Origin of the sequence: Fibrobacter sp. UWOV1 (assembly GCF_900142495.1) — a bacterium.
Lineage (GTDB): Bacteria > Fibrobacterota > Fibrobacteria > Fibrobacterales > Fibrobacteraceae > Fibrobacter.
In genome coordinates, this window is record NZ_FRBA01000017.1 from 22,429 (window position 1) to 42,641 (window position 20,213).

The following is a 20,213-nucleotide window of genomic DNA, read 5'->3' on the forward strand; positions in this document are numbered from 1 at the left end:
AGAAAACAACCGAGGATTGCATGAGCAAAAAGAGTAAGAAAAAGACCGAAAACACCCAAAACGGCGGTGAAAAACTCCGCTTGGCGACCGAAGTTGCCACCCGGGCGGCAGCGACTTTCGTCACGGGCGAAGATTACCTGCCAAACCCCGACCCTATCCTCAAGGCGCAGGGTGGAAACATCAAGGTCTACCGAAACTTCGTGGACGGACACCTCGATTCCGTCAAGAGCAAGCGTTTCGCATCCATCACAAGCCGCGCATGGACAATCGACGGTAGCAAGGGCGACCCCAAGAAAGCGAAGATGCTTGAAGAATACTTCTGGAACTTGGAACTGCGCAACACCATTTCGCAGATGCTCCAGGCCATTGGCTTCGGTTTTGCCGTCCACGAAATCGTGTGGGATTCCGTCCCCACGGCCTACGGAACGCTCATTCTGCCTGTCGCCATCAAGGACCGCCCGCAGGAATGGTTCCGCTTCGACGACGAAGGCAAGCTGCTATTCCAGAACAAGTTCGACGCGAAGGTTCCCGTACCCGACCGCAAGTTCATTGTGACCCGCAACCGCCCCACGGCCACCAATCCCTATGGCGAGCCAGTCTATGCCCGTTGCTTCTGGCCCATGGCCTTCAAGAAAGGCGGTCTCAAGTTCTGGATGATATTCGTCGAGAAGTACGGCATGCCCAAGGCCGTCGGGAAGATTCCTCCGGGAGCGACCGACAAGGAACAGAACACCTTCCTCAGGATGCTTTCTGGGCTTGTGCGCGATGCCGTGGCGGTCATCCCGCAGACGGGCTCCGTGGAGCTCCTGGAAACCAAGATGAGCGGCACCAACCCCCACAGCGAAATCGTGGCCTGGGCGGATTCCGAAATCAGCAAGGCGTGGCTCGGCGAAACGCTCACCACCGAGCAAACAAGTTCGGGCGGCACCCAGGCCATGGCCACCGTGCACAACGACGTGCGCCTGGACCTGGCCCTTGACGATGCCGCCATGATTGAATCCAGCTTCAATCAGCTTATCAGGTGGATCTACGAAATCAACTGGCCCGGCGAAAAGGTCATACCGTGGATGAACATCATTCTCCCGGAAGACATGCAGCAGGCACGCCTCGAACGTGACGCAAAGCTCTCGCAGCTGGGAGTCAAGTTCAATGCCCAATACATCAGCGACATCTACGGAATCGACGAGAAGTATTTCGAGATGACCGAAGTTCAGCAAGGCGGCATGTTCGCCGAAGGCCCCGAAAAGAAGGGCAAGGTCAGAAAGACCGCCCACGAACTCCGAAACCAGGTGAATGCATTCACAGAACTCCTGGAAGACGAATGCGAAAAGGTGGATATTCTCGCTCCCATCAGGGAACTGGTGGAAAACGCAAAGAGCCTCGAAGAAGTCCGCGACAAGCTGGGCGGCTGCTATGGCGAAATGCCCATGGACAAAATTGCTGACGAAATGGAACAGGCCTTTATTGCCGCAGATCTTGCGGGCCGTTTCTCCATCCTGAAAAAGGCGGGAATCGTCAATGGCTAAGGAACTCGGATTCAAGCAGGGCGCTTACAGGGAAGCCGTCGATTACTTCAAGAAGAAAATCAACATTCCTACAAAACGCTGGAACAGCCTCAAGGGCGCAATGCACACGAGGGCGTTCACCGTTGCCGGCGCAATGCGCGCCGACATCCTGCTCGATTTCCGAAACGCAGTTGACAGGGCCATCGAAAAGGGTGACTCCCTGCAAGACTTCCGCGACAACTTCTACAAGATTGCAAGCAAGTGGCGAGCAGCAGACCCCAGCTTTGATGCAAAGATGGAAAAGCCGAAATACGGTGCATGGCGTTCCAAGGTCATTTACCAGACGAATATGCTCACTGCAGCGGCGGCAGCCCAGGAGCGACAAGCAAGGGCCATGCCCGAAGTGTTCACCCATGCCAAGTACGTGTGCATGATGCTCCCCGGGAGCCGCGAGGAACACAAGCACTGGAACGGCACCGTGCTCCCTGTAAATGACCCCTGGTGGGAAAAGCACAGCCCGCCCAACGGCTTCGGCTGTCTTTGCGAAAAGGAGTTCATCAGCAAGTACGAAATGGACCGTGGCGACGAGAAGGTGACCAGAGCGCCGACCGCCGCAAACGACACCAGGAACATCGGCGAGAACTGGGATTACAGTATCGGCGACGCCGATGCCGAAAACCAGAGGCTAAAGGAATACACGAAAGAGAAAGAAGAAAAGCTGTTTGAAAAAGATATCGAAATTCAAAAACTTGCAAAGGAAAAGAATTCAACTGTCGCTAAAGCTAAAATCGACGAAAGAAAGGACGTTATTGCAGGTAATATTCCCGAGCTCGTAATTGATGAAAAAATTGATTCTTTCAACAACCACCAAAAACTGTTTGAATATATGGAAAACAAACGGGGTTTTAAAATAGATGAAAAACTCAAAAAATTTGACTTGGACAATATCAAAGGAATTTTAAAAGGTATTGATTCTGTAATGGAAGTTTTTCCCGAAGCTCAAATTGAGATACTAAAAAAGGCTATCAAGCCACCAAAAAGAGAGCGTGCTTATACAGGATACAAAAAGATTCCAAATTCTCCGCTATCCATCGGATTAAACGAAAAACATTTCGGCAAAGACGGAATCCCCTACAAGGATACAGGATATCACCCAAAGAACGGCAGCCCGTTTTCCACAGCCGCTCACGAAATGGGACATGTTATAAACTTCAAGATAACACAAGTCAACTATTTCTCTTTTTACACTAAAGCAGAGAGCGTTGCTGAACAAATTGTAAAAAAAGCTATAGAAGACAAAGGCATTCCACTGAATGATGACAGCATTTTAAAATTCAGGTCAAAGATCTCTCGTTATGCCGAAACCAATTACAGGGAAACTATTGCAGAAGCAATGGCGGATGTATTTACAAACCGTTCAGAAGCAGTCGAGGAATCAAAGGCAGTCTATAAAGCTTTAATGGGAAAACTAAAGGAGATTAGAAAAAACGTAATAAATGGCTAAATGATAACACCAGCATCATCATATTCTTTCTGAAGTTTCTTGAGTTTTTCAAAGGCCTTTTTTACATGATCAGGAGTATTCTTTTTGAGAGAACATTCAAGAAAACGCGGTGCATCGTGATTAGACCATTCGTAACACAACTCGAAAAGTTCTTCAAATTCTGGACCTTGCATATTAACCTCTTTTAGGACAATATACCATTTTACCCAAGGAAATGCAACCCCATGTCAAATTTTATCAACGCAGACGTAATAATCGATAAATTCAACGAAATTATCGATATCGCGAAGCGGACTGCCAGTGATTTGAAGCCCGCCATGGCGGCTATCGGCAACCTTGTGACAAAGAGCGTCAAGCAGAACTTCCGCGAAGGTGGCCGCCCCGTCCGGTGGCCCAGCTCGAAAAAGCCCAAGGGAAAGACCCTGGTTGGCACCGGGGCGCTCATGAAGGGAATCCACTACGAGCTCGACAGCGACGGCAACGCCGTCACCGTAATGACCGGCCCCCAAAAATATGCCCACATCCATCAGTTCGGCGGTTCAATCCCAGCACACGACATCGTGGCCAAGAACCGCAGGGCGCTCCGTTTCACAGTGGGCGGCACGGTATTCTACCGCAAGAGCGCCCACCACCCGGGTGCGAACATTCCCGCCCGCCCCTACATGCTTCTCCAGGAAGAGGACGAAACCAAGATCAAGGATATTCTGGCAAACAGAATCGTCGATGAAATGAAAAAGAAAGGAGGTCTCAAATGACAAAACCCGCACCCAAAACAAACAAGCCCAAACGCGCCTACTACAACGAAATGCCCGTGGAGACAATCAAGATTATCCACGCTATCGTGAAGCGCGAAGAACTCCCGCGTGAAGCCGCCTACGACATCGGCACCGCCGTCAAGTATCAATGCCGCGCAGGACTCAAGCCCGACAACGACTGGAAAGACGATATCCGCAAGGCCGAAAACTATCTGCACCACGCAAGAACCGGCGAATGGATGAAGGAATAAAGTGTATGCTAGAACAGGCTAAGCTGCCCTTTGTTTTCAGGCTTCTTTTCAACCACGTTCATGTACCTGTAGATCGTGCGCTCGCTGACTCCGGTTTCAAACGCAAGCTGGTGAACTGGCTTGTCGAAGTTGTCGCGCATATAGCGGCGCACTGCTGTCGGGTTCATCCTGGCTGGGCAGGCTACATGGTTGCCCGCGAACTTCTTCCAGATACGTTTGGCAATGTCGAGCCCGAGGGTGTTTGCCACCCACTTCAGGTCGTCATTCGGAAGGTCGTCGATTGTCAGGGAATCCCAGAAGCTCATTCTGTATCCCAAATATAATCAAAAAACGCAAAAAAAACAACAACGTAAAAAAAGGAAATGAAAAATGAATGGGAAACTTCAATCAGGTATAAACTCTTTATTTGTACTTGACGAATGTCTTGCTCAAACAAAAAAGGATAGAGAAGAACTCTCTATCCTTGGAAAAATCATTTCTAGCACTAGTGATAAACTCGGTGAAGAAATCAAAGACTCCAAGCGTTTTTGTTTAAGATTCCTTGCCTTCTTCTTCGCCTTTTGCGTCTTCGCCAGCATCGGTTTCAGATTCATCCTTTGGAATTGACATGCAGTCTATTTGTTTCAAGAGTTCGTCGGCGTTATCGAGATTTTCTTTAATCTCTTCGTCTTCTTTTTCCTCGACAATGTTCACCATCTGGTTCCTGATGAAATTCAGGTATTTGAAAGGGAGGATAAACGAAAATACAAACGCAACAAAAGTTATACCAACAAGGAAACCGGCGTTCTCCGGAGTACGAACATCAAAAAAGGATATTGCTGAATAAGCTACTACAGGTAAAAGCATGAATATAATTCTCCATACTTCTACACTCATTTCGTTATTTGTTTTAATGGCTTTCTTTTTAAGTTCCTTTGCGCATGTTCCAGAAATGCTATGGTCGAACATCTGCATAAGAACGGCAAGTATTGCAAAGGACACGGAAGACATAATGCTCAAATACGTGAGAGCACCGTCCATTGATTCAAAGACGATATTAAAATGTTCTTGCCGTGAAACCATGAATCCCAACACAATGCCAAGTATCGCAACAAAAGAGTGCTTGGCGTTAGGCGGTATTTTATTCAGAAGGCCAATCATGATTTACGTTAAGCTCCTTAAACCAATTTGTCAATTCCGCAAAAGCTTCTTTCTTGTAAACAAAAGATCCGTACTTTTCAAATTTAACTTTTTTTGTACGACAAAAACCGTCTTTCTTAATTTTTTCTCCTTGACTAGTTTCAGCAACTACAGAGAACATTCCATCGTCAGAATCAAACACTGTTTCTCCACGTGCTCCCACCGACAAAAAAGAACCGAAAAACGCTTTGACATTTTTTTCAGGGATAAACTTAAGCTCAACTTTTACTGCATCATTTTTGCTTTCAGCTCTGCATTCAGAAGTACAAAAATCAAGTTTACTCATATCGGAACTTCTAATCGCCTTTTGAACAGATTTTGGTTGTGCAAAACCGTTCAATCGCACATACTTGATGCCGTGATTTTCGATAGCCTCTTGAATTGCGCGAGAAGGCTCTTGAACAGGAATGAATTTCGCTTTGCCGAGAAGCTTGTGAACAAAATTCCACACCAGGGAATATTCGCGACCGTCGGAAACCATTGCTATAGCGGCATTACCACAGAACAATGCCATGGCTTGACATTTTAGGTAATCAGAATCCTTTTCAGGAGCCTTCACTTCAACTTCAATAGAATCCTTTTGCAAGTCGCTGGTTGCACGCCTTATGATATCAATCGGAGCCCCCTCTTCATATCTTGCTATATGCAATAAAACAATGTCTCCTTTAGTCGTGACATTCATTGCGCATGCTTTACCCTTGCCGTCTTCAAGCGAAACTATTCTACTTTCGACCGTAATCTTGCCCTTAAGTTCCTTTTTGATTTCTTCGGTAATATTCACGTCTTTCGTCTCTGTAAGAGCAAAAAGACTGAGTGTAATTTCCTTTGTTGAAGATGTCTTTGTTGCCATAATTGGTTATGTCCTAAAAAAGTTCAATAATATTCCCCGCTACGCGGTAGCTTGGGTGGGTGGGTTCTCTGCTTCGGGCGTGGTGGCGGCGTGGCGGGAGCTCAGGGCGAGGGCGACGACCTGGTTGAAGAGGCGGGAGAGTTCCTCGACGGTGGGCGTGGCGGTGCCCTGCCGCCAGGAGTCGAGCGTGGCGGGGCTTACCCCCACGAGCTGGGCGAGGCGGCTTGCGGGCGTGTTCGACAGCTCAAGAGCGCCTGAAAGGTCAAGAATACCTTTATTTTCGGAATCCCCCTTGACAAAGTTGAAACTATTGTTTAATTCATCAATAGTTTTATCATCGTCAAGAATCCACGATACACTGCACCCCAAACCGGCTAATTTTTGCAGAATTTCAAAACCCGGCTTTCTTTTTTCAGCCGTGTATGCAGCCAACTGCTGTGGAGACATACCCAATGCAGCCGCCAAATGCTTGTCTGCACCATATTTTTTTTGCGCAAAAGCCTTGATTTTATCGCCGAACATAAGAAAAATTCACTTTTTGTTTAATTTTATCTTGACAAGGATAAAACTATTGTTTAAATTATGAATGTAGTAGTGATTAACCACCACTACAAAAGTTAAAAAAGACGAGGAACTTTTCCAAATGGATAAAAATCTTACAGTGACGAAATTCTCATGGCGCAAGGCCGCCGAAAGGGTTTCCGAAATCGCCGGAAAGCCCTATAGCGCCCAATACATAAGGGAAGTAGCCACTGGCTACCGCACCAACAACCAGCTTACCCCCATCCTCAAGGACCTGGGACTCACCACCAAAGGAGTAGCATAATGATCAAGAAAATTTTCGACGAAGAACCCGAAACCACCCTCGAAGGGTCAACCGAAACGGTTGCCCCTTTGGACGAAGTGGAAACCCCGACTATTGACACGGACTCCCAGTCCGGCGACATCGTTCCCGCCGAATACTCCGGCAGTTCCGCCCACTGCATCGCCAGGGAAACCGGCGTCAAGGAAGACGACCTTGACCCGACCATGTCCGGGGCCCTGCGACTCCGTTATCGCATCTTCAACGATACCGCAATCCGCATGGTTCTCGATGACCAGAAGAACGCGTGGTTCGTCGCCGACGACATTTGCAAGATTCTCGGCTATACAAAGGACACGGCGGCAGTCATCAAGAAACACTGCAACAAGGTCTATGACAGCAAGGACCTTGACGGCACAAACGAACTCGCCAAGAAGATTACGGTGGACACCAAGGGCGGCAAGCAGGCGATGATCGCCATCAACGAGCCCGACCTCTACCGCCTCATCATGCGCAGCCGCATGCCCGACGCGGTCAGGTTCGAGCGCTGGGTGGTGGAAGACGTGCTCCCAACCATCCGCAAGACGGGCAAGTACACCGTCAAGCGCAAAATCGACTACGCGGCGGCTACCGACGCCACGACGGTCGCCCCTGCCGAAGAGTCCGCACAGTGCGAACTGTTCCCCAACATGATGCCGTCGATGACCTTCCCGAAGCCGTTGACCGAAAAAATCAACGCCGCGAAGCAGAGCCTTTTCGAACACGGCACGACCTTCCCTTCCAACAAGGATTTCCTGAAGTTCCTTGTCAAGAAGGGTATCGACAGCCTGATGAACTAAACAACACCGCCACACACCACCAAGGAGTTTTCCATGATTACCGCAACCGCAACTATCCCCGCCCGTCCCGCTTTCGTCGCCCCAGTCCGCCACTGCGACATCTGCGGTGCAGAAGCCCGCATCACCATCAACCGTGACCATTTCTGCGGCGACTGCATGAAGTCCCGCCGTGTCCGCGCGTTTCTCCTCGGTAAGGCCAGCCGCTAATGCAACCTATCTGGATTAGTTCAACGAAGGCAGCGGAGCTTCTCGGGATTTCCGACAGGCAGGTTCGCCGTAGCGTCTCCATGTGGAACTACCGCTGGAGCGAAAAGGACGGGCGCAAGGTTCTCGAAATCGATGTCCGCAGCCTTCCCGCCGAGGCCTCGAACCGCTATGTCCAGGAGACCCTGCCAGAAGCCCCCGAAGTCGCCACCCGCGCAGAGGACGTGGAGACGGTCATCAGGAGCTATGACCGCGCCACCGACCGCGCAAAGAAGAACTTCGACAAGTGGACTCTCATTTTGCTCAAGTGCGAAGGCATCACGGGCACCAAGGAACTCGGGCGTTTCGTGGACGATTGGAACAAGGCCCACCCCGAAATGAAGACGAGCATCAAGAGCATCTACCGTCAGCGTTCGCAGGTCGGCGAGTGCGGGAAGATTGCACTCATCAACCACCGCGAAGTGATGCACTCCACCGTACGCGACGCCTGGTTCGAGGATTTTAAGAACGCCTACTTGACCGCGAACAAGATAAGCGTATTCTCCAGCTGGATGATTGCGCTCGGCAAGGCTATGGAACGCGGCGACGTGAAGGACCAGAGCGAGTTCCCGAGCAAGTCGGCTTTCAATCGCAGGCTCAAGAGCGAGTTCGCGCCCGATGTCATCTACTTTGCCCGCGAAGGCAAGAAGAAGTTCTACGACAACAAGGGTTTCCACCTGGACCGCGACTACTCCGACCTGAAGGCGGGGCAGGTGTGGGTGGGCGATACCCGCACGTGGGACGTGTTCGTGAAGGTGCAGGGGCAGGAAAAGCCCGCCACCTGCTACATCACGCTGTTCATGGACTTCAAGACCTACATGCCCATGGGCTGGTGCCTGCACCACGACGCCCCGGGCACCGAGAACACGCTCCGCGCCATGCGTCACGGCATCGAACGCTACGGTCTGCCGGAAGAAATCTACGTGGACAACGGTCGCGAATACCGCAACCGCGACTTCTCCGGCCAAAGCCGTGGCCACCAGATTGTGGAAGACGAGCAGTATGCCGAATCCATGGCAAGCCGTCTCGGTATCAAGATGCACTTCGCCATCGTGCGTAACGCCCGCGCGAAGATCATTGAACGCAATTTCTTGATTATCAAAAACGGCTTTGACCGTATGTTCAACAGCTTCAAGGGCGGCACCGTTGTCGAGAAGCCGGAGCCCCTGAAGGGCGTGCTCAAGAGCGGGAACTTCCTTACCTGGGAAGAGTTCTACGGCCTTGCGCAGGAATACATGACGAACGTTTTCCCGGGGCTCCCTTGCCAGGGAAAGCACCACAACGGCATGACCCGCCGCGAGCTCTGGAACGAAGAAATCGTCAAGCGCGAACCGATGCGCCGCGTCTCGAAGGAAACGCTCTCCATGCTGGTGAGCCGCACCGTGTCGGGCCGCATCATGCACATGGGTTTCCACCTGGCACAGCTCGACACCTGGTACTGGGCCGAATGGATGCCCGTGTGGAAGGGCCGCGAGGTCACCTTCCGCTACGACCCCGACGACATGCGCACCGCCTGGTGCTACGACCAGAACAAGAAGCTCATCGGCGAATGCTCCCTGCAGAGCGCCGTGGGTGCCATGGTCAAGGATGACGATGCGGTGGGCAAGGCGCAGATTGCCGAAGGTGTCGCCCGCAAGCGCCACGAAGAAAAGATGCTCAAGGAAATCTGCCCCGACATGTCGAAGGAACAGGCCGAAGAGTATATCAGCGCAATGCGCACCGCCGTGGGCCCGCAGGACATCTTCGTGCCGCAAGGCCCAACGCACCTCACGCGCCACGACCGCGACTCCGAACAGCTCAAGGCAGAAAAGAAGGTGGGCAACGCCGACTTCTACAACATCGTCGATGGTGAAGTGGAAGAAAAGCCGAGCACCGACCTATGGGATGAACTCTTGACAGGCGAGGCGATGTAATGGACTCCGAACAGCTCTTGAAAATCTACCGTGCGGTCGCCGGACCCGTTGCCGAAAACAACGTGGACAAGGCGCTGATGATCATCAGACGCGCCGGACGGTTCCCGGACGATGTGGACCGGCACGAGATACGCACCTGGTACCGCATCAAGGAACGCCTGGTAAAGGCGGGACTCCTCTAGAACTTAGCCGATGGGGGCAGGCACACTTTGCCGCAACACAACACTTGTCTCCCTGAAAACCGCCCCCGGAGGCACCCCTTTTTAACCCAGCAACCATAAAGGATAGAATATGGACGCAATCATCAAGCAACTCAAGGACTACATGTCCCGCACCGGGGCATCGCAGACCAAGGTGGCGAACGCCATGGGCATAAGCCCCGCCACGCTCAGCTACTTCTGCAAGGGCACCTATACCGGCGACATCGACGCCATCTGCGAGAAGGTGAAGGACTTCCTCGAAGTAGAAGCCCAGCGCGAGACTATCAAGCAGAACGAAGGAATCGTGCAGACCAAGTGCTTCAAGACCATTCACAAGTTCTGCTCGCTGGTCCTCAGCCACCAGATCTGCGGGATGCTCACGGGTGACGCGGGCTGCGGCAAGACAACCGCGCTGAAGGCCTTCGCGAAGGCCCACCCGAGCGTCATCCTTATCGAGGCGGACCACGGCTACACCGCCAAGGCTCTCTTCGACGAACTCTGCGCAGAACTCGGTCTCGACGAACGCGGAAGCCTGCACGAAAAGCTCGTGCGCGTCGTGAACAAGCTGAACGACTCGGGCCGTCTGGTAATCATCGACGAGGCCGAGCACCTGCCCTACCGTGCGCTCGAACTCATCCGCCGCGTCCACGACAAGGCGGGCGTGGGAATCGCCCTTTGCGGCATGCCCAGGCTCGAAAAGAACGTGCAGGGCGACAAGAACCACTACGCCCAGCTGAACAGCCGTATCAGCGCACCGTGCCGTGCAAAGCTCCTGGACAATGCCGACGTGAAGGCGTTCATCGAGAGCCGGTTTCCAAAGTACGAAGGCAACTGCATCGAACGCGCCGCCCAGATTTGCCGCAGGAACTTCCGCCTGCTCTCGCACCTCGTGATGTGGAGCAAGGAACTCATGCGCAACAACGACCGCGAAACCCTCGACAACGAAATCCTTGAATCCGCATCGCAGATGCTCGTGGTGGCACGCTAATGACTACTCCCGCCGACAAGAGAGCCGAACAGTACAGGCAAATCCACGGCCTTGTGCGCCTGCTCGGGATGAACGACGAAGCCTATCGCGACATGCTGCGCGACCGCTACCAGGTCGAAAGCTCCAAGCAGCTCTCGACACAGCAGCGCAGCTCGCTCATCAAGAGCCTGCGCGAACAGGTCCACGGCAAGGCCCAGAAGTTCAACGAGCTCTCCGGCAGGGCCAAGCACAAGGCAAGCCCCGCACAGCTCCGCGCCATTGAGGCGATGTGGGCGCAGGTCAGCCGCGCAGAGACTTCCGAAGACCGCCGCAAGGCCCTGAACGCCTTCTGCAAGCGGCTCACCAGCGTGGAAGTGGTCACATGGATCTGCAAGGACGACGCGAAGGTGCTTATCAAGGCGATACACGCCATGGGGGCGCAGAGCCCCGAAGAATTTAACCGAAACAAGAACAACAACCAGAGGTAACCCTATGGCAAAGAAAGACAAAGACGGGAACTGGCTCGACGACCGTGGCCGCCCCGTGCCCGAACAGTACATTCCCGCTATCGACAAGAAGCGCGACAAGCTGGTGGAAGCGACCTTCAAGAAGGTCGTGAAGCTCGCCGAAAAGATTGCGGAAACCAAGGTCGAAATCGTCGGTAGTATCGACAAGTATCTCGACGAAATCGCGAAGGAAAACCGTGTCCGCGAGAACTGGAAGGGCAACATCCTTCTCCAGAATTTTGACAAGTCGCTTGTCATCGAGCGCCGCATCGACGACCACATCGGCTTCGACGAAAAGCTCCAGATGGTGAAAACCATCGTTGACAAGTGGCTCAACGACCGTCTTGACGGTATCGACGAGAACCTGGGCAAGGTCATCACGCAGGCGTTCAATGTCGATAAGCAGGGCCGCGTGAACACCGCCATGCTCATGAAGCTTTTGCACCTCGAAATCGAGGATTCCGAGTGGAAGAAGGCGATGCGCATGCTGAAAGAGTCGATCATCGTCAAGTCCTCCAAGCAGTCCATCAACTTCAGGCGCAAGGTGAAGAAGGACTCCGGCGAAGTGTGGGAAACCATCGTGCTCAACTTCAACGACATCGTAGCAACAGCCAAGAAGGAAAAGAAAGATGCCGAATAGCGAAACCTACAGGACACTCGACCTTTTCCGCGACCAGCTTGAACTCGAAGCCGACTCCCAGTTCGGCTACGCGGTCGTGCTCAGGCAGAACCAAGGCAAGCCGCTCCTCCGGGGCGTGGGCTCCACCCCGCACAAGGCGATGGAAGACCTTGCCGAAACGTGGGAGAAGGGCTAGTGACCAAACAACAAATCTTCCCGCTGGTACTCATCATCCTCGACCTTTTGGCAGCCGTCGTCTAAGGAGTGGTGGACATGAATGTGCGCAAGATCGTCTACTGGGTAGCGGCGGCAGTCCTCACGATTACCGTCACGTTTTAAGCCATTGTCGTGGCGGTAGTCCCCGGGCGGTTGCGGTTGGCCACGTCGAAGGAGTTGTGAAGCCTTCGGCGGCGGGGTTAGAGTCCCCGCACTGCCCCTAAACTCGGCAAAGCTGACCAATAAGCAGCAAACGACGCCTGCGGGTGCAGCCGCGAAGCATCCGCAGGCAACCCTTTTACAACAGAGGCCAAATGAAAGACACCCGAATATACAACGAATACGTGACCTGCAGCTGGTGCGGTCACAAGAAATACTGCAAGCTCGAAGACCGCAAGTGGGTCTGCAAGGCCTGCGACACCACCCACCCCGCAGGAGTTGACCGTGAACATCGCGTATAGGCCGCAAGTCCCCACCTGGAAAAAGAGCCTGAAGAACCTGGAACTCTACGAAATCGTGAACAAGCTGCGCATCGAAATCCAGTGCGACTGCATTCCGGGAACCCTGGTGTATGAAATCATGGCGGGCTACATGACCGACTTCAGGAGCGGCCCTTCCGTCGTGAACCCGTTCATCCCGAAAATAGGCGACATCCTTCTTGCACTCGCCTGGCTCATCCACGATGTCAACTACCACGGCTTTTTGAGCAAGAAATATGCCGACCTGCTCCTGCGCGAAATGCTGGAACACGCAGGCATGGGCACCGTCAAGCGTAACGCCGTCTATTACGCGGTCAAGTTCTTTGCCGGTTCCCACTACAACACGCTCGACGAAGACCAGGGCGACATCTACAACCACAACAAGACCCTCGTGAAGATGCAGTGGCTCGACAGCAAGGGCTTCACGCTCAAACGCTTCAACGGCAGGGCAATCACCGCAAACGCATTCAGATGATTACCCGAAAAGGCATACTCAAGGTCATACAGACCACGGCAAAGGCGGCCTACTGCGTCGCCTTTGTCGCACTCGCAATAACCGTACTCTACATGGTAGCCTCATCACTATAGGAGTCAAAATGAACAGTCCGCTAGTATCCCACGCCGAGATAAGCCCGAACAGGACTACGCCCCGGAACCACAAGATCGACACCATCACCATCCACTGCACCGCAGGCCACATCAACGTGCGGGCACTCGGCAAGCTGTTCGCAGCCAAGGCCCGCATGGCGTCTGCCAACTACGGCATCGATGACCAGGGCCACATCGCACTCTATGTCGATGAATCCGACCGCAGCTGGTGCAGCAGCAACGCCGTCAATGACCACCGTGCAGTCACCATCGAGGTGTCGAGCGACGAAAAAGCACCCTACCGTGTAACCGACGCTGCATTTTCAAGCCTCATCTACCTGGTCGCCGACATCTGCAAAAGGAACGGCATCACCAAACTCCGCTGGCACAACGAAAAGGCCCTGGTCGGCCAAGAGAACAGCGACGGCGAACTCATCCAGAACATGACGCTGCACAAGTGGTTCAAGAACAAGGCTTGCCCGGGCAAGTACCTGGAAGAACGCATGTTCGAAATCGCCGCCAAGGTGAACGCCCTGCTGTAAAGGAGTAAAAGATGAAAGAAATCCTGATGAGCATCCACCACAAGTGGGCAGAACTGATCTACAGCGGCGAAAAGACACTGGAACTCCGCAAGACAGCCCCGAAAGCATTGGACGGCGACGGTTTGAAGGTTTACCTCTACGACACCGAACTGAAAAGCATCACTAGCGTCATATACGTGAATTTTTGCCATGAAATCACCGAAATAACGCCAAAGATTGTCGAAAATTCGTGCGTTTCTCTCGATGAAATCAAGAAATACAAGGCAAAAGGCAGAGGTAAGCTCTACGGTTGGGAGATTTGTGGCGTCGATGAATACGGTCCCGACTGGCTCTATCCCGAAGATTTGCACATCAAAAGGGCTCCGCAAAGCTGGCAATTCGTGAGGTAAACGCTATGGAATACGTCTTGAAAATCAGAAAAAGGAACTTTGAATCGCTCATGAACGGCGACTTGACCTTCGTCATCCACAAGGTTGATAAGTTCTACTGCGTCGGCGACCGCCTGGTGCTCTTCGAGACCGAAGGCGGCAATGAAACAGGCCGTAGCCTTACCGTGCGTATCACCTTTATCATGCATGCAGAGGACGCCGTAGGCATCAAGGACGATTACTGCGTCGTTTCCGTCAAACGCGCCGGGAAGAACACCCGCACAAACGTGGGCAACCGCCCCGCAAGCGAAGACGAAGCCGTCGAGTATGCCGCGAAGCTTGGCAAGTCCGCAGACTGCGCAAGGCGCTTCTACAACTACTATTCGATGACCGGCTGGAAGATGAAATCCGGGCTCCCGCTCTCTGACTGGCATGCCGCGCTCAGGAACTGGAAGGACTTCCAGGGCTCACAGAAGACCTCTGAACAGGCTGAAACCGACAGCCAGCTGGAGCTTTTGCTTCCCATGCTGCTCAAGAAAACGGCATCGCTCGCCAAGCAGAAAGAAAAGCTCGTATTCCACGATCCGTTCATCGGCACCGTGCTCCAGTTCTACGGCTTCGACCGCTTCGATTATAACTTCAACGTTTTCGAAGTCCACGAAATGGTCAAGAAATACGCCACCAGCAAGAAACTCGGCACGGGATGCCCGCAGATGCGCTCCCCGAACCCCTACGGCAAGGGAACGCTCCAGGTGCCAACCATCGAAGAATTCGCCGCCATATTCCAGAAGAAAAAAGGTGATAAAACCGAAGGCTGATTTTCTACACCGCGAAAAATTTAACGGCAGGATGCAAAATCCTGCCTTTTTTTATAGTTTCAATTCAATACTTACATTCAATTTGTCAATTCTGCGATTGGTGCTCTCAATAAATTGTTTCGGAGTCATACCAGCATATTTCTTGAAAAACTTGAATTCTTCTTCTGTTAAAATCACCTTATCACCAAATGTAGATGCAATAATTAAACCGATGAATTTTTCCGAGTATTCCTTCAATTCTTCTTTAGATAGATTACTAGCTATATCCTGACCATAAATCATTTGTCGAAATTTATTTTTCATTACATCTTCTGAATACGACATAAGATCTGGAGAATAAGCCTTTCCAGCTGCTACTCCATTGAATGTATTTCCAAGAATTTCAATAATGCTTAAATCATCAGATTCAGCCTTTTCGGCAAATTTACATTCTACGAATTCATCTATCATATTTTAAATATACTTTATCTCACGAAATGCGTCACGCCTCAAAAACATGTCCGCACCAAATGTCCGCACCCCAATTTTCAATAAAAATTCAAAACGCCTTTAACGGCTTAAAAACGCCAATTCACAAAAAAAATGTCTCACGAAAAGTGAAACATCTTTTTCCGCAAAATGAAGAAACCGCGAAAATAGCGAAAAAACGGCAAAATCAAAAAACACACATTTTTCGGGTTAAATGAGAAAAGAAAACCCAATAAAATCAAGGGCTCCAGCCACATTCACTGATTTATTTCTTTTCTCATTACTTCCGCTTTGGCATAGGCGTCCTTGTCGCCGAGTAAATCGTAAAGTTCTTTCTCGTCGTCCTTGCTGCGGGTCATGACCATTTTGATTTTTTCAACCGGCTTCAGTTCCCGCTTTTCCTTGTCGGTAAGTTCGGTCGCCTCGCCTGCAAATTCCGCATCGTCGCAAATTTTCGCCACGCCCCATTCCGGGCGCAGTTCCAAAATGTTCTTGTACAGCGCATATGCAATCTGGCGGCTGTAACAAACGAACATCGCCTTGCCACGAACGGTCGATTTTTCCTGAACGCGAGCCTCGTAATGCGCCACGAAATCCCTCGCCACGGCCTTCAACCGGTCGGGGTCGCCGAGAATCACGCCCATCTGGGCCACATCCTGCTTGCTCTGGTCAATCTGGTATTCGTTGGCACCTGCTTCTGCGGCTTCTTCGTAATACTTTTCAATTTCTTCAAGAACGGAATTGTTCAGCACCACCTTGGCGGCACGGCCTTCGTAAACGATGGGCACCGTAATGCCGTCCTTTACCGATTCGGTCATGGTGTAAACATCGACCTCGGGGCCAAACACATCGAGCGTCGCATCTATCGGCGTTCCCGTAAAGCCCACGTAAGTCGCATTGGGCAGGGAATTGTGCAGGTAGCGCGCAAAACCGAAACTCGTCTTGACGCCCTTATCGGTCACGGTAATTTTTTGGTCCAGGTTAGTCTGCGTGCGGTGCGCTTCGTCCGAAATGCAGACAACATTATCACGGTCGGTCAACAGTTCGATATCTTCGCTGAACTTCTGGATGGTCGTGAGGAACACGCCACCACTCTTGCGGCCCTGCAATTTTTCACGCAAGTCGGCACGGCTCTCCACACTTTCGACACGCTCGTCGCCGATATACTTCTTGGAAGCCGTAAACAATCCCGAAAGCTGGTCGTCCAAATCGGTGCGGTCGGTAATCAGCACAATCGTCGGCGTCTTGAATTCTAGCGACTTCATGAGCAGTCGCGTCAAGAAAAGCATCGTAAAGCTCTTGCCGCAACCTGTCGCACCAAAGTACGTGCCGCCCCTGCCGTCGCCATACGGCTTGCGAGCCTTGCAAATGTTTTCGTACAAAGACCGCGCCGCATAATATTGCGGATAACGGCACAGAACCTTCTGCTCTTTCTTGCTACTGTCCGGAAAATACTGAAAGTTCTTGAAAATATCCAACAGGCGTTTGCGATTGAACATCCCTTGAATCATGGAGTACAGGCTTTCGATGCCCTCGGCCTCGATTCGCCTGTCGCCAAATTCCACACGTCGCCACGCATAAAAGTAATCGTACTTGGCAAAGAAACTGCCCGCCCGGTTGTTCACGCCATCGCTAATCACGCAGAAAGCATTATAGACAAACAACTGCGGGATATCGCGGCGGTACCGAACCGTCAACTGTTCGTAGGCGTTGAAAACCGTCGCCTCTTCGCGCACGGCACTCTTGAACTCGAACACCACAAGCGGGAGCCCGTTCACAAAAAGGATTGCGTCGGGAATACGCTTTTCGGAACCGACAATTTCAAACTGGTTTACAATCTTGACGATATTGCAGTCGGCGCAGTATTTCGCCGCCACATCGGCCGCCAGCGGCATCGGCTCTTCATCGGCATCAACACCGAATCCCGACTTTCTATGCTCACCCAGCGGCCTGAAATCCAAAAGCTCGATGAGGATGTCCTTGTCCTTCGGGTTCTCGCGCTTGAGCATAAAACCGTCCGAAAGCCAGGAACAGAACTTCTTGTTGCTCTCGTAGAGCGCACTCGCCGAAAGATTCCGCAACTGCAGAACAACCGAACGGATTTCGTTCTCGGTAATGCCCTCGGAATCGTAGCGACGGTACAAGTAGTCACGCAGGTCCTGCTCGATCAAGACCTCGCCCTCGCCACGGTCAATCGCCTCGCCGGGCACATACTTGCAGCCCTCCTGAACCAGGAGGTCAATAAACACTTTCTCTAAGTCGGCTTCCTTGAACGCCATGCAGTAAAAATAAATTCATTATTTTTCTGCGCAATAGGCAAAATGGCGTTTTTGAGGCAAAAAGCCCCTTAATTCTTCTTTATTTTCCGGATTACCTTGTCGAAATCAGAGTCAATCTTTTGCGTGCGGTTGAAAATCTCGTATTCTCCGAAAGCTTTCTCGTCCGCCTGGTCCCGGCTGACTTTTCCATTGCCATCAAGAATATCGTAGCGCCTGAATTCCAGGAACTCGTTCACGCTTGCAGCAAACTGCTCCATGTTAAAAGCAATCTCCCGCTCTATCAAGTCTTCGATGTAGTCAAAATAACCGCTCACAGCGCGTTCCAGCTGACGGATCTGCTTTTCTGACAAATAATTCTTGGCAATGTTCACGTCGCTTTTCAGCACACGGCCGCTCGGAGAATTTTTCCAGGTCGTAAGCCCCATGTGCTCTTTTTTGTGGTCGGCCCTCTCGTACACGATTTCCGCAGCAGTCTGCCCTGTTATCGCATAGTGGAACTTGTTCTGAACCGTGGCGAAAAACTTTTTCGTTATTTCAGAATCCTTGTCGTAGTCTATGGAACACTCGGCAAAAATATCCGTTATCTGCTGCCAAATGCGGCGTTCGCTCGCACGGATAGATCGGACTCTTTCCAAAAGTTCCTTGAAGTAGTCCTTACCGAAAACAGCGTTACCCTGCTTTAAGCGCTCGTCGTCGAGCACAAAACCCTTCTTGATGTATTCCTTCAGGATTCCCGTAGCCCAAATGCGGAACTTTGTGGCCTTCGCAGAATTTACACGGTAACCGACGGAAATAATTGCATCGAGATTGTAAAAAGAGACATTGCGCTTTACGGAACGACCATTTTCATTTTGAACTGTTTCCAAAATGGAAACAGTTGCGGATTCACTAAGCTCTCCTTCCTCGTATATGTTTTTCAAATGTTTCGAAATGCCCGGAACATTAACATCAAACAGCTCGGCCATAGCCTTCTGCGTCAACCAGATGGTCTCGTCTTTGACTAAGGCCATGACCTTGACATCTTCTTCAGGACTACTGTAAAGAATATACGATATCTGCTTGGCTAGTTCGTTCGACATACCTTCACCATTTTCTACTCACTTGTGCACTAAATATATATTTCTGGAACAGATTTGTCAAGACCCTTGTTTCAACACTTCCCACCGTCCATTCTTTCGAGCGCCAATGCGAGCAATGTACGATTTTTCCCGTAAAGACTTCAAAGTTCTATTAATCGTCGGTTCGGAATAACCTGTTTCATGTATAAGTAAGGGAGTCGTAATAGATGGATTCCGCTTTATTTCTGCGTAAATCAGCGATTCCGTTTCCGTAAGTTTTATCCTATCGTTTATCCTATCATTTATCCTATCATTTATCCTATCACCCAACCGCTGCAATCCTTCAAAATAGAACGAAGTCCGCATGAAATGATCCGTAAATGAGAACGCCTTCTTGTCATAGGAACGCAGAATACGCCGCATGCCGCTCCCGAGTTGTTCGACCATGTCCAAGTCATGGAAAATACGCATAAGTTCGCGATTGCGCGGCATAGAACAGCAGTTGAAGAAATCTTCTTTTGAAAGGCCTTCCACCAACCCGCCGTAGTTCGTTATTTCCATCCTGTCAGAGAAAATCTCAAACAGGGGCGGGACCTCCTTCGTGTAATCATTATGAACGACGGCATTGATTACAGCCTCGCGCAAGGCAACCGGATCGACCAGGGGCTTTTCAATACGCTCCATAGGAGTAATCTTAGCATGCGTAATGTTGGCCACCTGCAATCGCGTGAGTACCGATTTTACAGCCTTTATAATGCTACAATAACCAAATTCCTCATTTTCAATAAGGTCATATTTGTCCGTGCCTTTGTACCGCGCCACCTTTATGGATACTCCGTTTTCATCAGCAAGGAGATAAGCATTGTAATTGTATTTTCCGTCGGGAGTAAGCAACTCCAGCGTCTTGGCAAACTGACTGTTCAAGGGCTTTTTGCTCTCTTCGTAGTAGATTTTTAGCTGGCTAAATGTCAGGTCTTGCCGCGGAGCTGGAATCTTGGCAAGAGAAATCTTTGCACGAGAGGCGAACGTCTCCAGAATTATCTTTTCGCTCATTCCATGGACTGAACTTCCCACACGCACAAAGCAACCTTCGGGCGTCATACCCGCCTTTTTTAGATAATACGGTTTTTCCGGGCCACCCGAAATCGCCACATGAACGATATTTTTGTGGTAGTGTCAAGGGTTTTTCGCAAAAATAGTTTGTTCCAACATCAGATTTAGGCTACATTTCCTTTCTTTCCGCTCTTTTCCAGTTCCCGTTTCA

Annotated in this window: 26 protein-coding genes and 1 pseudogene; 18 read left to right on the forward strand and 9 right to left on the reverse strand. The window is 51.1% G+C overall.

The window, feature by feature from the left end; translation table 11 throughout:
- Nucleotides 1-20 precede the first annotated feature (20 nt).
- Together BUC02_RS14600 and BUC02_RS14605 are read left to right on the forward strand one after the other, a co-directional pair.
- Nucleotides 21-1,526 (forward strand): DUF935 domain-containing protein, encoded by a 1,506-nt coding sequence (locus tag BUC02_RS14600; protein WP_073323784.1) that lies wholly within the window; start codon nucleotides 21-23, stop codon nucleotides 1,524-1,526.
- Nucleotides 1,519-3,009, forward strand: a complete 1,491-nt coding sequence (locus BUC02_RS14605; RefSeq protein WP_073323786.1) for a phage minor head protein — start codon at nucleotides 1,519-1,521, stop codon at nucleotides 3,007-3,009. The genes BUC02_RS14600 and BUC02_RS14605 overlap by 8 nt, the downstream gene beginning before the upstream one ends.
- Here the strand turns inward: BUC02_RS14605 and BUC02_RS16355 are convergent.
- Nucleotides 3,006-3,182, reverse strand: a complete 177-nt coding sequence (locus tag BUC02_RS16355; RefSeq protein ID WP_175549892.1) for a hypothetical protein — start codon at nucleotides 3,180-3,182, stop codon at nucleotides 3,006-3,008. The genes BUC02_RS14605 and BUC02_RS16355 overlap by 4 nt on opposite strands.
- 51 nt (nucleotides 3,183-3,233) lie before the next feature.
- On the opposite strand from BUC02_RS16355, the gene BUC02_RS14610 reads away from it, so the two are divergent.
- Together BUC02_RS14610 and BUC02_RS14615 are read left to right on the forward strand one after the other, a co-directional pair.
- The gene (locus BUC02_RS14610; RefSeq protein ID WP_073323788.1) at nucleotides 3,234-3,764 is read left to right on the forward strand and encodes a phage virion morphogenesis family protein; all 531 of its coding nucleotides are present in this window, start codon (nucleotides 3,234-3,236) and stop codon (nucleotides 3,762-3,764) included.
- Nucleotides 3,761-4,015: a DUF3310 domain-containing protein gene (locus BUC02_RS14615; protein WP_072807696.1), complete on the forward strand. Its 255-nt coding sequence runs from the start codon at nucleotides 3,761-3,763 to the stop codon at nucleotides 4,013-4,015. Before BUC02_RS14610 ends, BUC02_RS14615 begins: the two co-directional genes overlap by 4 nt.
- A gap of 8 nt (nucleotides 4,016-4,023) precedes the next feature.
- On the opposite strand, the gene BUC02_RS14620 is transcribed toward BUC02_RS14615, so the two are convergent.
- From BUC02_RS14620 to BUC02_RS14635, 4 genes are all read right to left on the reverse strand, one after another.
- Nucleotides 4,024-4,320: a Mor transcription activator family protein gene (locus tag BUC02_RS14620; RefSeq protein ID WP_072807695.1), complete on the reverse strand. Its 297-nt coding sequence runs from the start codon at nucleotides 4,318-4,320 to the stop codon at nucleotides 4,024-4,026.
- A gap of 226 nt (nucleotides 4,321-4,546) precedes the next feature.
- Nucleotides 4,547-5,155 carry a hypothetical protein gene (locus BUC02_RS14625; RefSeq protein WP_073323790.1) on the reverse strand — a complete coding sequence of 203 codons (609 nt, stop codon included), beginning with the start codon at nucleotides 5,153-5,155 and terminating at the stop codon, nucleotides 4,547-4,549.
- A complete protein-coding gene (locus tag BUC02_RS14630; protein ID WP_073323791.1) occupies nucleotides 5,136-6,044 on the reverse strand; it encodes a hypothetical protein in 909 nt (302 codons plus the stop codon). Before BUC02_RS14630 ends, BUC02_RS14625 begins: the two co-directional genes overlap by 20 nt.
- A gap of 39 nt (nucleotides 6,045-6,083) precedes the next feature.
- Complete coding sequence (locus BUC02_RS14635) at nucleotides 6,084-6,566, reverse strand: helix-turn-helix domain-containing protein (RefSeq protein WP_073323793.1); 483 nt, start codon at nucleotides 6,564-6,566, stop codon at nucleotides 6,084-6,086.
- 121 nt (nucleotides 6,567-6,687) lie between these two features.
- Between BUC02_RS14635 and BUC02_RS14640 the strand changes: the two genes are divergently transcribed.
- The 14 genes from BUC02_RS14640 to BUC02_RS14695 all read left to right on the forward strand — a co-directional run bounded on the left by BUC02_RS14640 (nucleotide 6,688) and on the right by BUC02_RS14695 (nucleotide 15,144).
- Nucleotides 6,688-6,870 (forward strand): hypothetical protein, encoded by a 183-nt coding sequence (locus BUC02_RS14640; protein WP_073323795.1) that lies wholly within the window; start codon nucleotides 6,688-6,690, stop codon nucleotides 6,868-6,870.
- Nucleotides 6,870-7,685: a BRO-N domain-containing protein gene (locus BUC02_RS14645; RefSeq protein WP_073323797.1), complete on the forward strand. Its 816-nt coding sequence runs from the start codon at nucleotides 6,870-6,872 to the stop codon at nucleotides 7,683-7,685. The genes BUC02_RS14640 and BUC02_RS14645 overlap by 1 nt, the downstream gene beginning before the upstream one ends.
- Nucleotides 7,686-7,718: 33 nt before the next feature.
- A complete protein-coding gene (locus BUC02_RS16360) occupies nucleotides 7,719-7,892 on the forward strand; it encodes a hypothetical protein (RefSeq protein WP_175549894.1) in 174 nt (57 codons plus the stop codon).
- Nucleotides 7,892-9,841 carry a Mu transposase C-terminal domain-containing protein gene (locus BUC02_RS14650; RefSeq protein ID WP_083564622.1) on the forward strand — a complete coding sequence of 650 codons (1,950 nt, stop codon included), beginning with the start codon at nucleotides 7,892-7,894 and terminating at the stop codon, nucleotides 9,839-9,841. The genes BUC02_RS16360 and BUC02_RS14650 overlap by 1 nt, the downstream gene beginning before the upstream one ends.
- Complete coding sequence (locus BUC02_RS16450; protein WP_072807688.1) at nucleotides 9,841-10,023, forward strand: hypothetical protein; 183 nt, start codon at nucleotides 9,841-9,843, stop codon at nucleotides 10,021-10,023. The genes BUC02_RS14650 and BUC02_RS16450 overlap by 1 nt, the downstream gene beginning before the upstream one ends.
- A 109-nt stretch (nucleotides 10,024-10,132) precedes the next feature.
- Nucleotides 10,133-11,029 (forward strand): AAA family ATPase, encoded by an 897-nt coding sequence (locus BUC02_RS14660; RefSeq protein ID WP_083564623.1) that lies wholly within the window; start codon nucleotides 10,133-10,135, stop codon nucleotides 11,027-11,029.
- On the forward strand, nucleotides 11,029-11,496 hold the full coding sequence (locus BUC02_RS14665; RefSeq protein ID WP_073323801.1) for a regulatory protein GemA: 468 nt from the start codon (nucleotides 11,029-11,031) through the stop codon (nucleotides 11,494-11,496). The genes BUC02_RS14660 and BUC02_RS14665 overlap by 1 nt, the downstream gene beginning before the upstream one ends.
- A gap of 4 nt (nucleotides 11,497-11,500) precedes the next feature.
- The gene (locus tag BUC02_RS14670; protein WP_073323803.1) at nucleotides 11,501-12,154 is read left to right on the forward strand and encodes a DUF3164 family protein; all 654 of its coding nucleotides are present in this window, start codon (nucleotides 11,501-11,503) and stop codon (nucleotides 12,152-12,154) included.
- Nucleotides 12,144-12,329 (forward strand): hypothetical protein, encoded by a 186-nt coding sequence (locus BUC02_RS14675; RefSeq protein ID WP_073323805.1) that lies wholly within the window; start codon nucleotides 12,144-12,146, stop codon nucleotides 12,327-12,329. Before BUC02_RS14670 ends, BUC02_RS14675 begins: the two co-directional genes overlap by 11 nt.
- 334 nt (nucleotides 12,330-12,663) lie before the next feature.
- Nucleotides 12,664-12,810 (forward strand): hypothetical protein, encoded by a 147-nt coding sequence (locus tag BUC02_RS16365; RefSeq protein WP_175549896.1) that lies wholly within the window; start codon nucleotides 12,664-12,666, stop codon nucleotides 12,808-12,810.
- Nucleotides 12,794-13,303 carry a DUF1353 domain-containing protein gene (locus BUC02_RS14680; protein ID WP_139261218.1) on the forward strand — a complete coding sequence of 170 codons (510 nt, stop codon included), beginning with the start codon at nucleotides 12,794-12,796 and terminating at the stop codon, nucleotides 13,301-13,303. The genes BUC02_RS16365 and BUC02_RS14680 overlap by 17 nt, the downstream gene beginning before the upstream one ends.
- A gap of 121 nt (nucleotides 13,304-13,424) precedes the next feature.
- Nucleotides 13,425-13,958: a peptidoglycan recognition protein family protein gene (locus tag BUC02_RS14685; protein ID WP_073323809.1), complete on the forward strand. Its 534-nt coding sequence runs from the start codon at nucleotides 13,425-13,427 to the stop codon at nucleotides 13,956-13,958.
- Between the two features lie 11 nt (nucleotides 13,959-13,969).
- Nucleotides 13,970-14,347 (forward strand): ASCH domain-containing protein, encoded by a 378-nt coding sequence (locus BUC02_RS14690; RefSeq protein WP_073323811.1) that lies wholly within the window; start codon nucleotides 13,970-13,972, stop codon nucleotides 14,345-14,347.
- A gap of 17 nt (nucleotides 14,348-14,364) precedes the next feature.
- On the forward strand, nucleotides 14,365-15,144 hold the full coding sequence (locus tag BUC02_RS14695) for a DUF3850 domain-containing protein (RefSeq protein WP_217653095.1): 780 nt from the start codon (nucleotides 14,365-14,367) through the stop codon (nucleotides 15,142-15,144).
- A 51-nt stretch (nucleotides 15,145-15,195) separates the two neighbouring features.
- Here the strand turns inward: BUC02_RS14695 and BUC02_RS14700 are convergent, their stop codons facing one another.
- From BUC02_RS14700 to BUC02_RS14715, 4 genes and pseudogenes are all read right to left on the reverse strand, one after another.
- The gene (locus BUC02_RS14700; protein WP_073116431.1) at nucleotides 15,196-15,594 is read right to left on the reverse strand and encodes a hypothetical protein; all 399 of its coding nucleotides are present in this window, start codon (nucleotides 15,592-15,594) and stop codon (nucleotides 15,196-15,198) included.
- Between the two features lie 320 nt (nucleotides 15,595-15,914).
- Nucleotides 15,915-17,891, reverse strand: a pseudogene (locus BUC02_RS14705) (type I restriction endonuclease subunit R); the annotation flags it as partial.
- A 68-nt stretch (nucleotides 17,892-17,959) separates the two neighbouring features.
- Nucleotides 17,960-18,970, reverse strand: a complete 1,011-nt coding sequence (locus BUC02_RS14710) for a virulence RhuM family protein (RefSeq protein WP_073323817.1) — start codon at nucleotides 18,968-18,970, stop codon at nucleotides 17,960-17,962.
- A 57-nt stretch (nucleotides 18,971-19,027) separates the two neighbouring features.
- Nucleotides 19,028-20,101 (reverse strand): ATP-binding protein, encoded by a 1,074-nt coding sequence (locus tag BUC02_RS14715; RefSeq protein ID WP_073323819.1) that lies wholly within the window; start codon nucleotides 20,099-20,101, stop codon nucleotides 19,028-19,030.
- Between the last annotated feature and the right edge of the window lie 112 nt (nucleotides 20,102-20,213).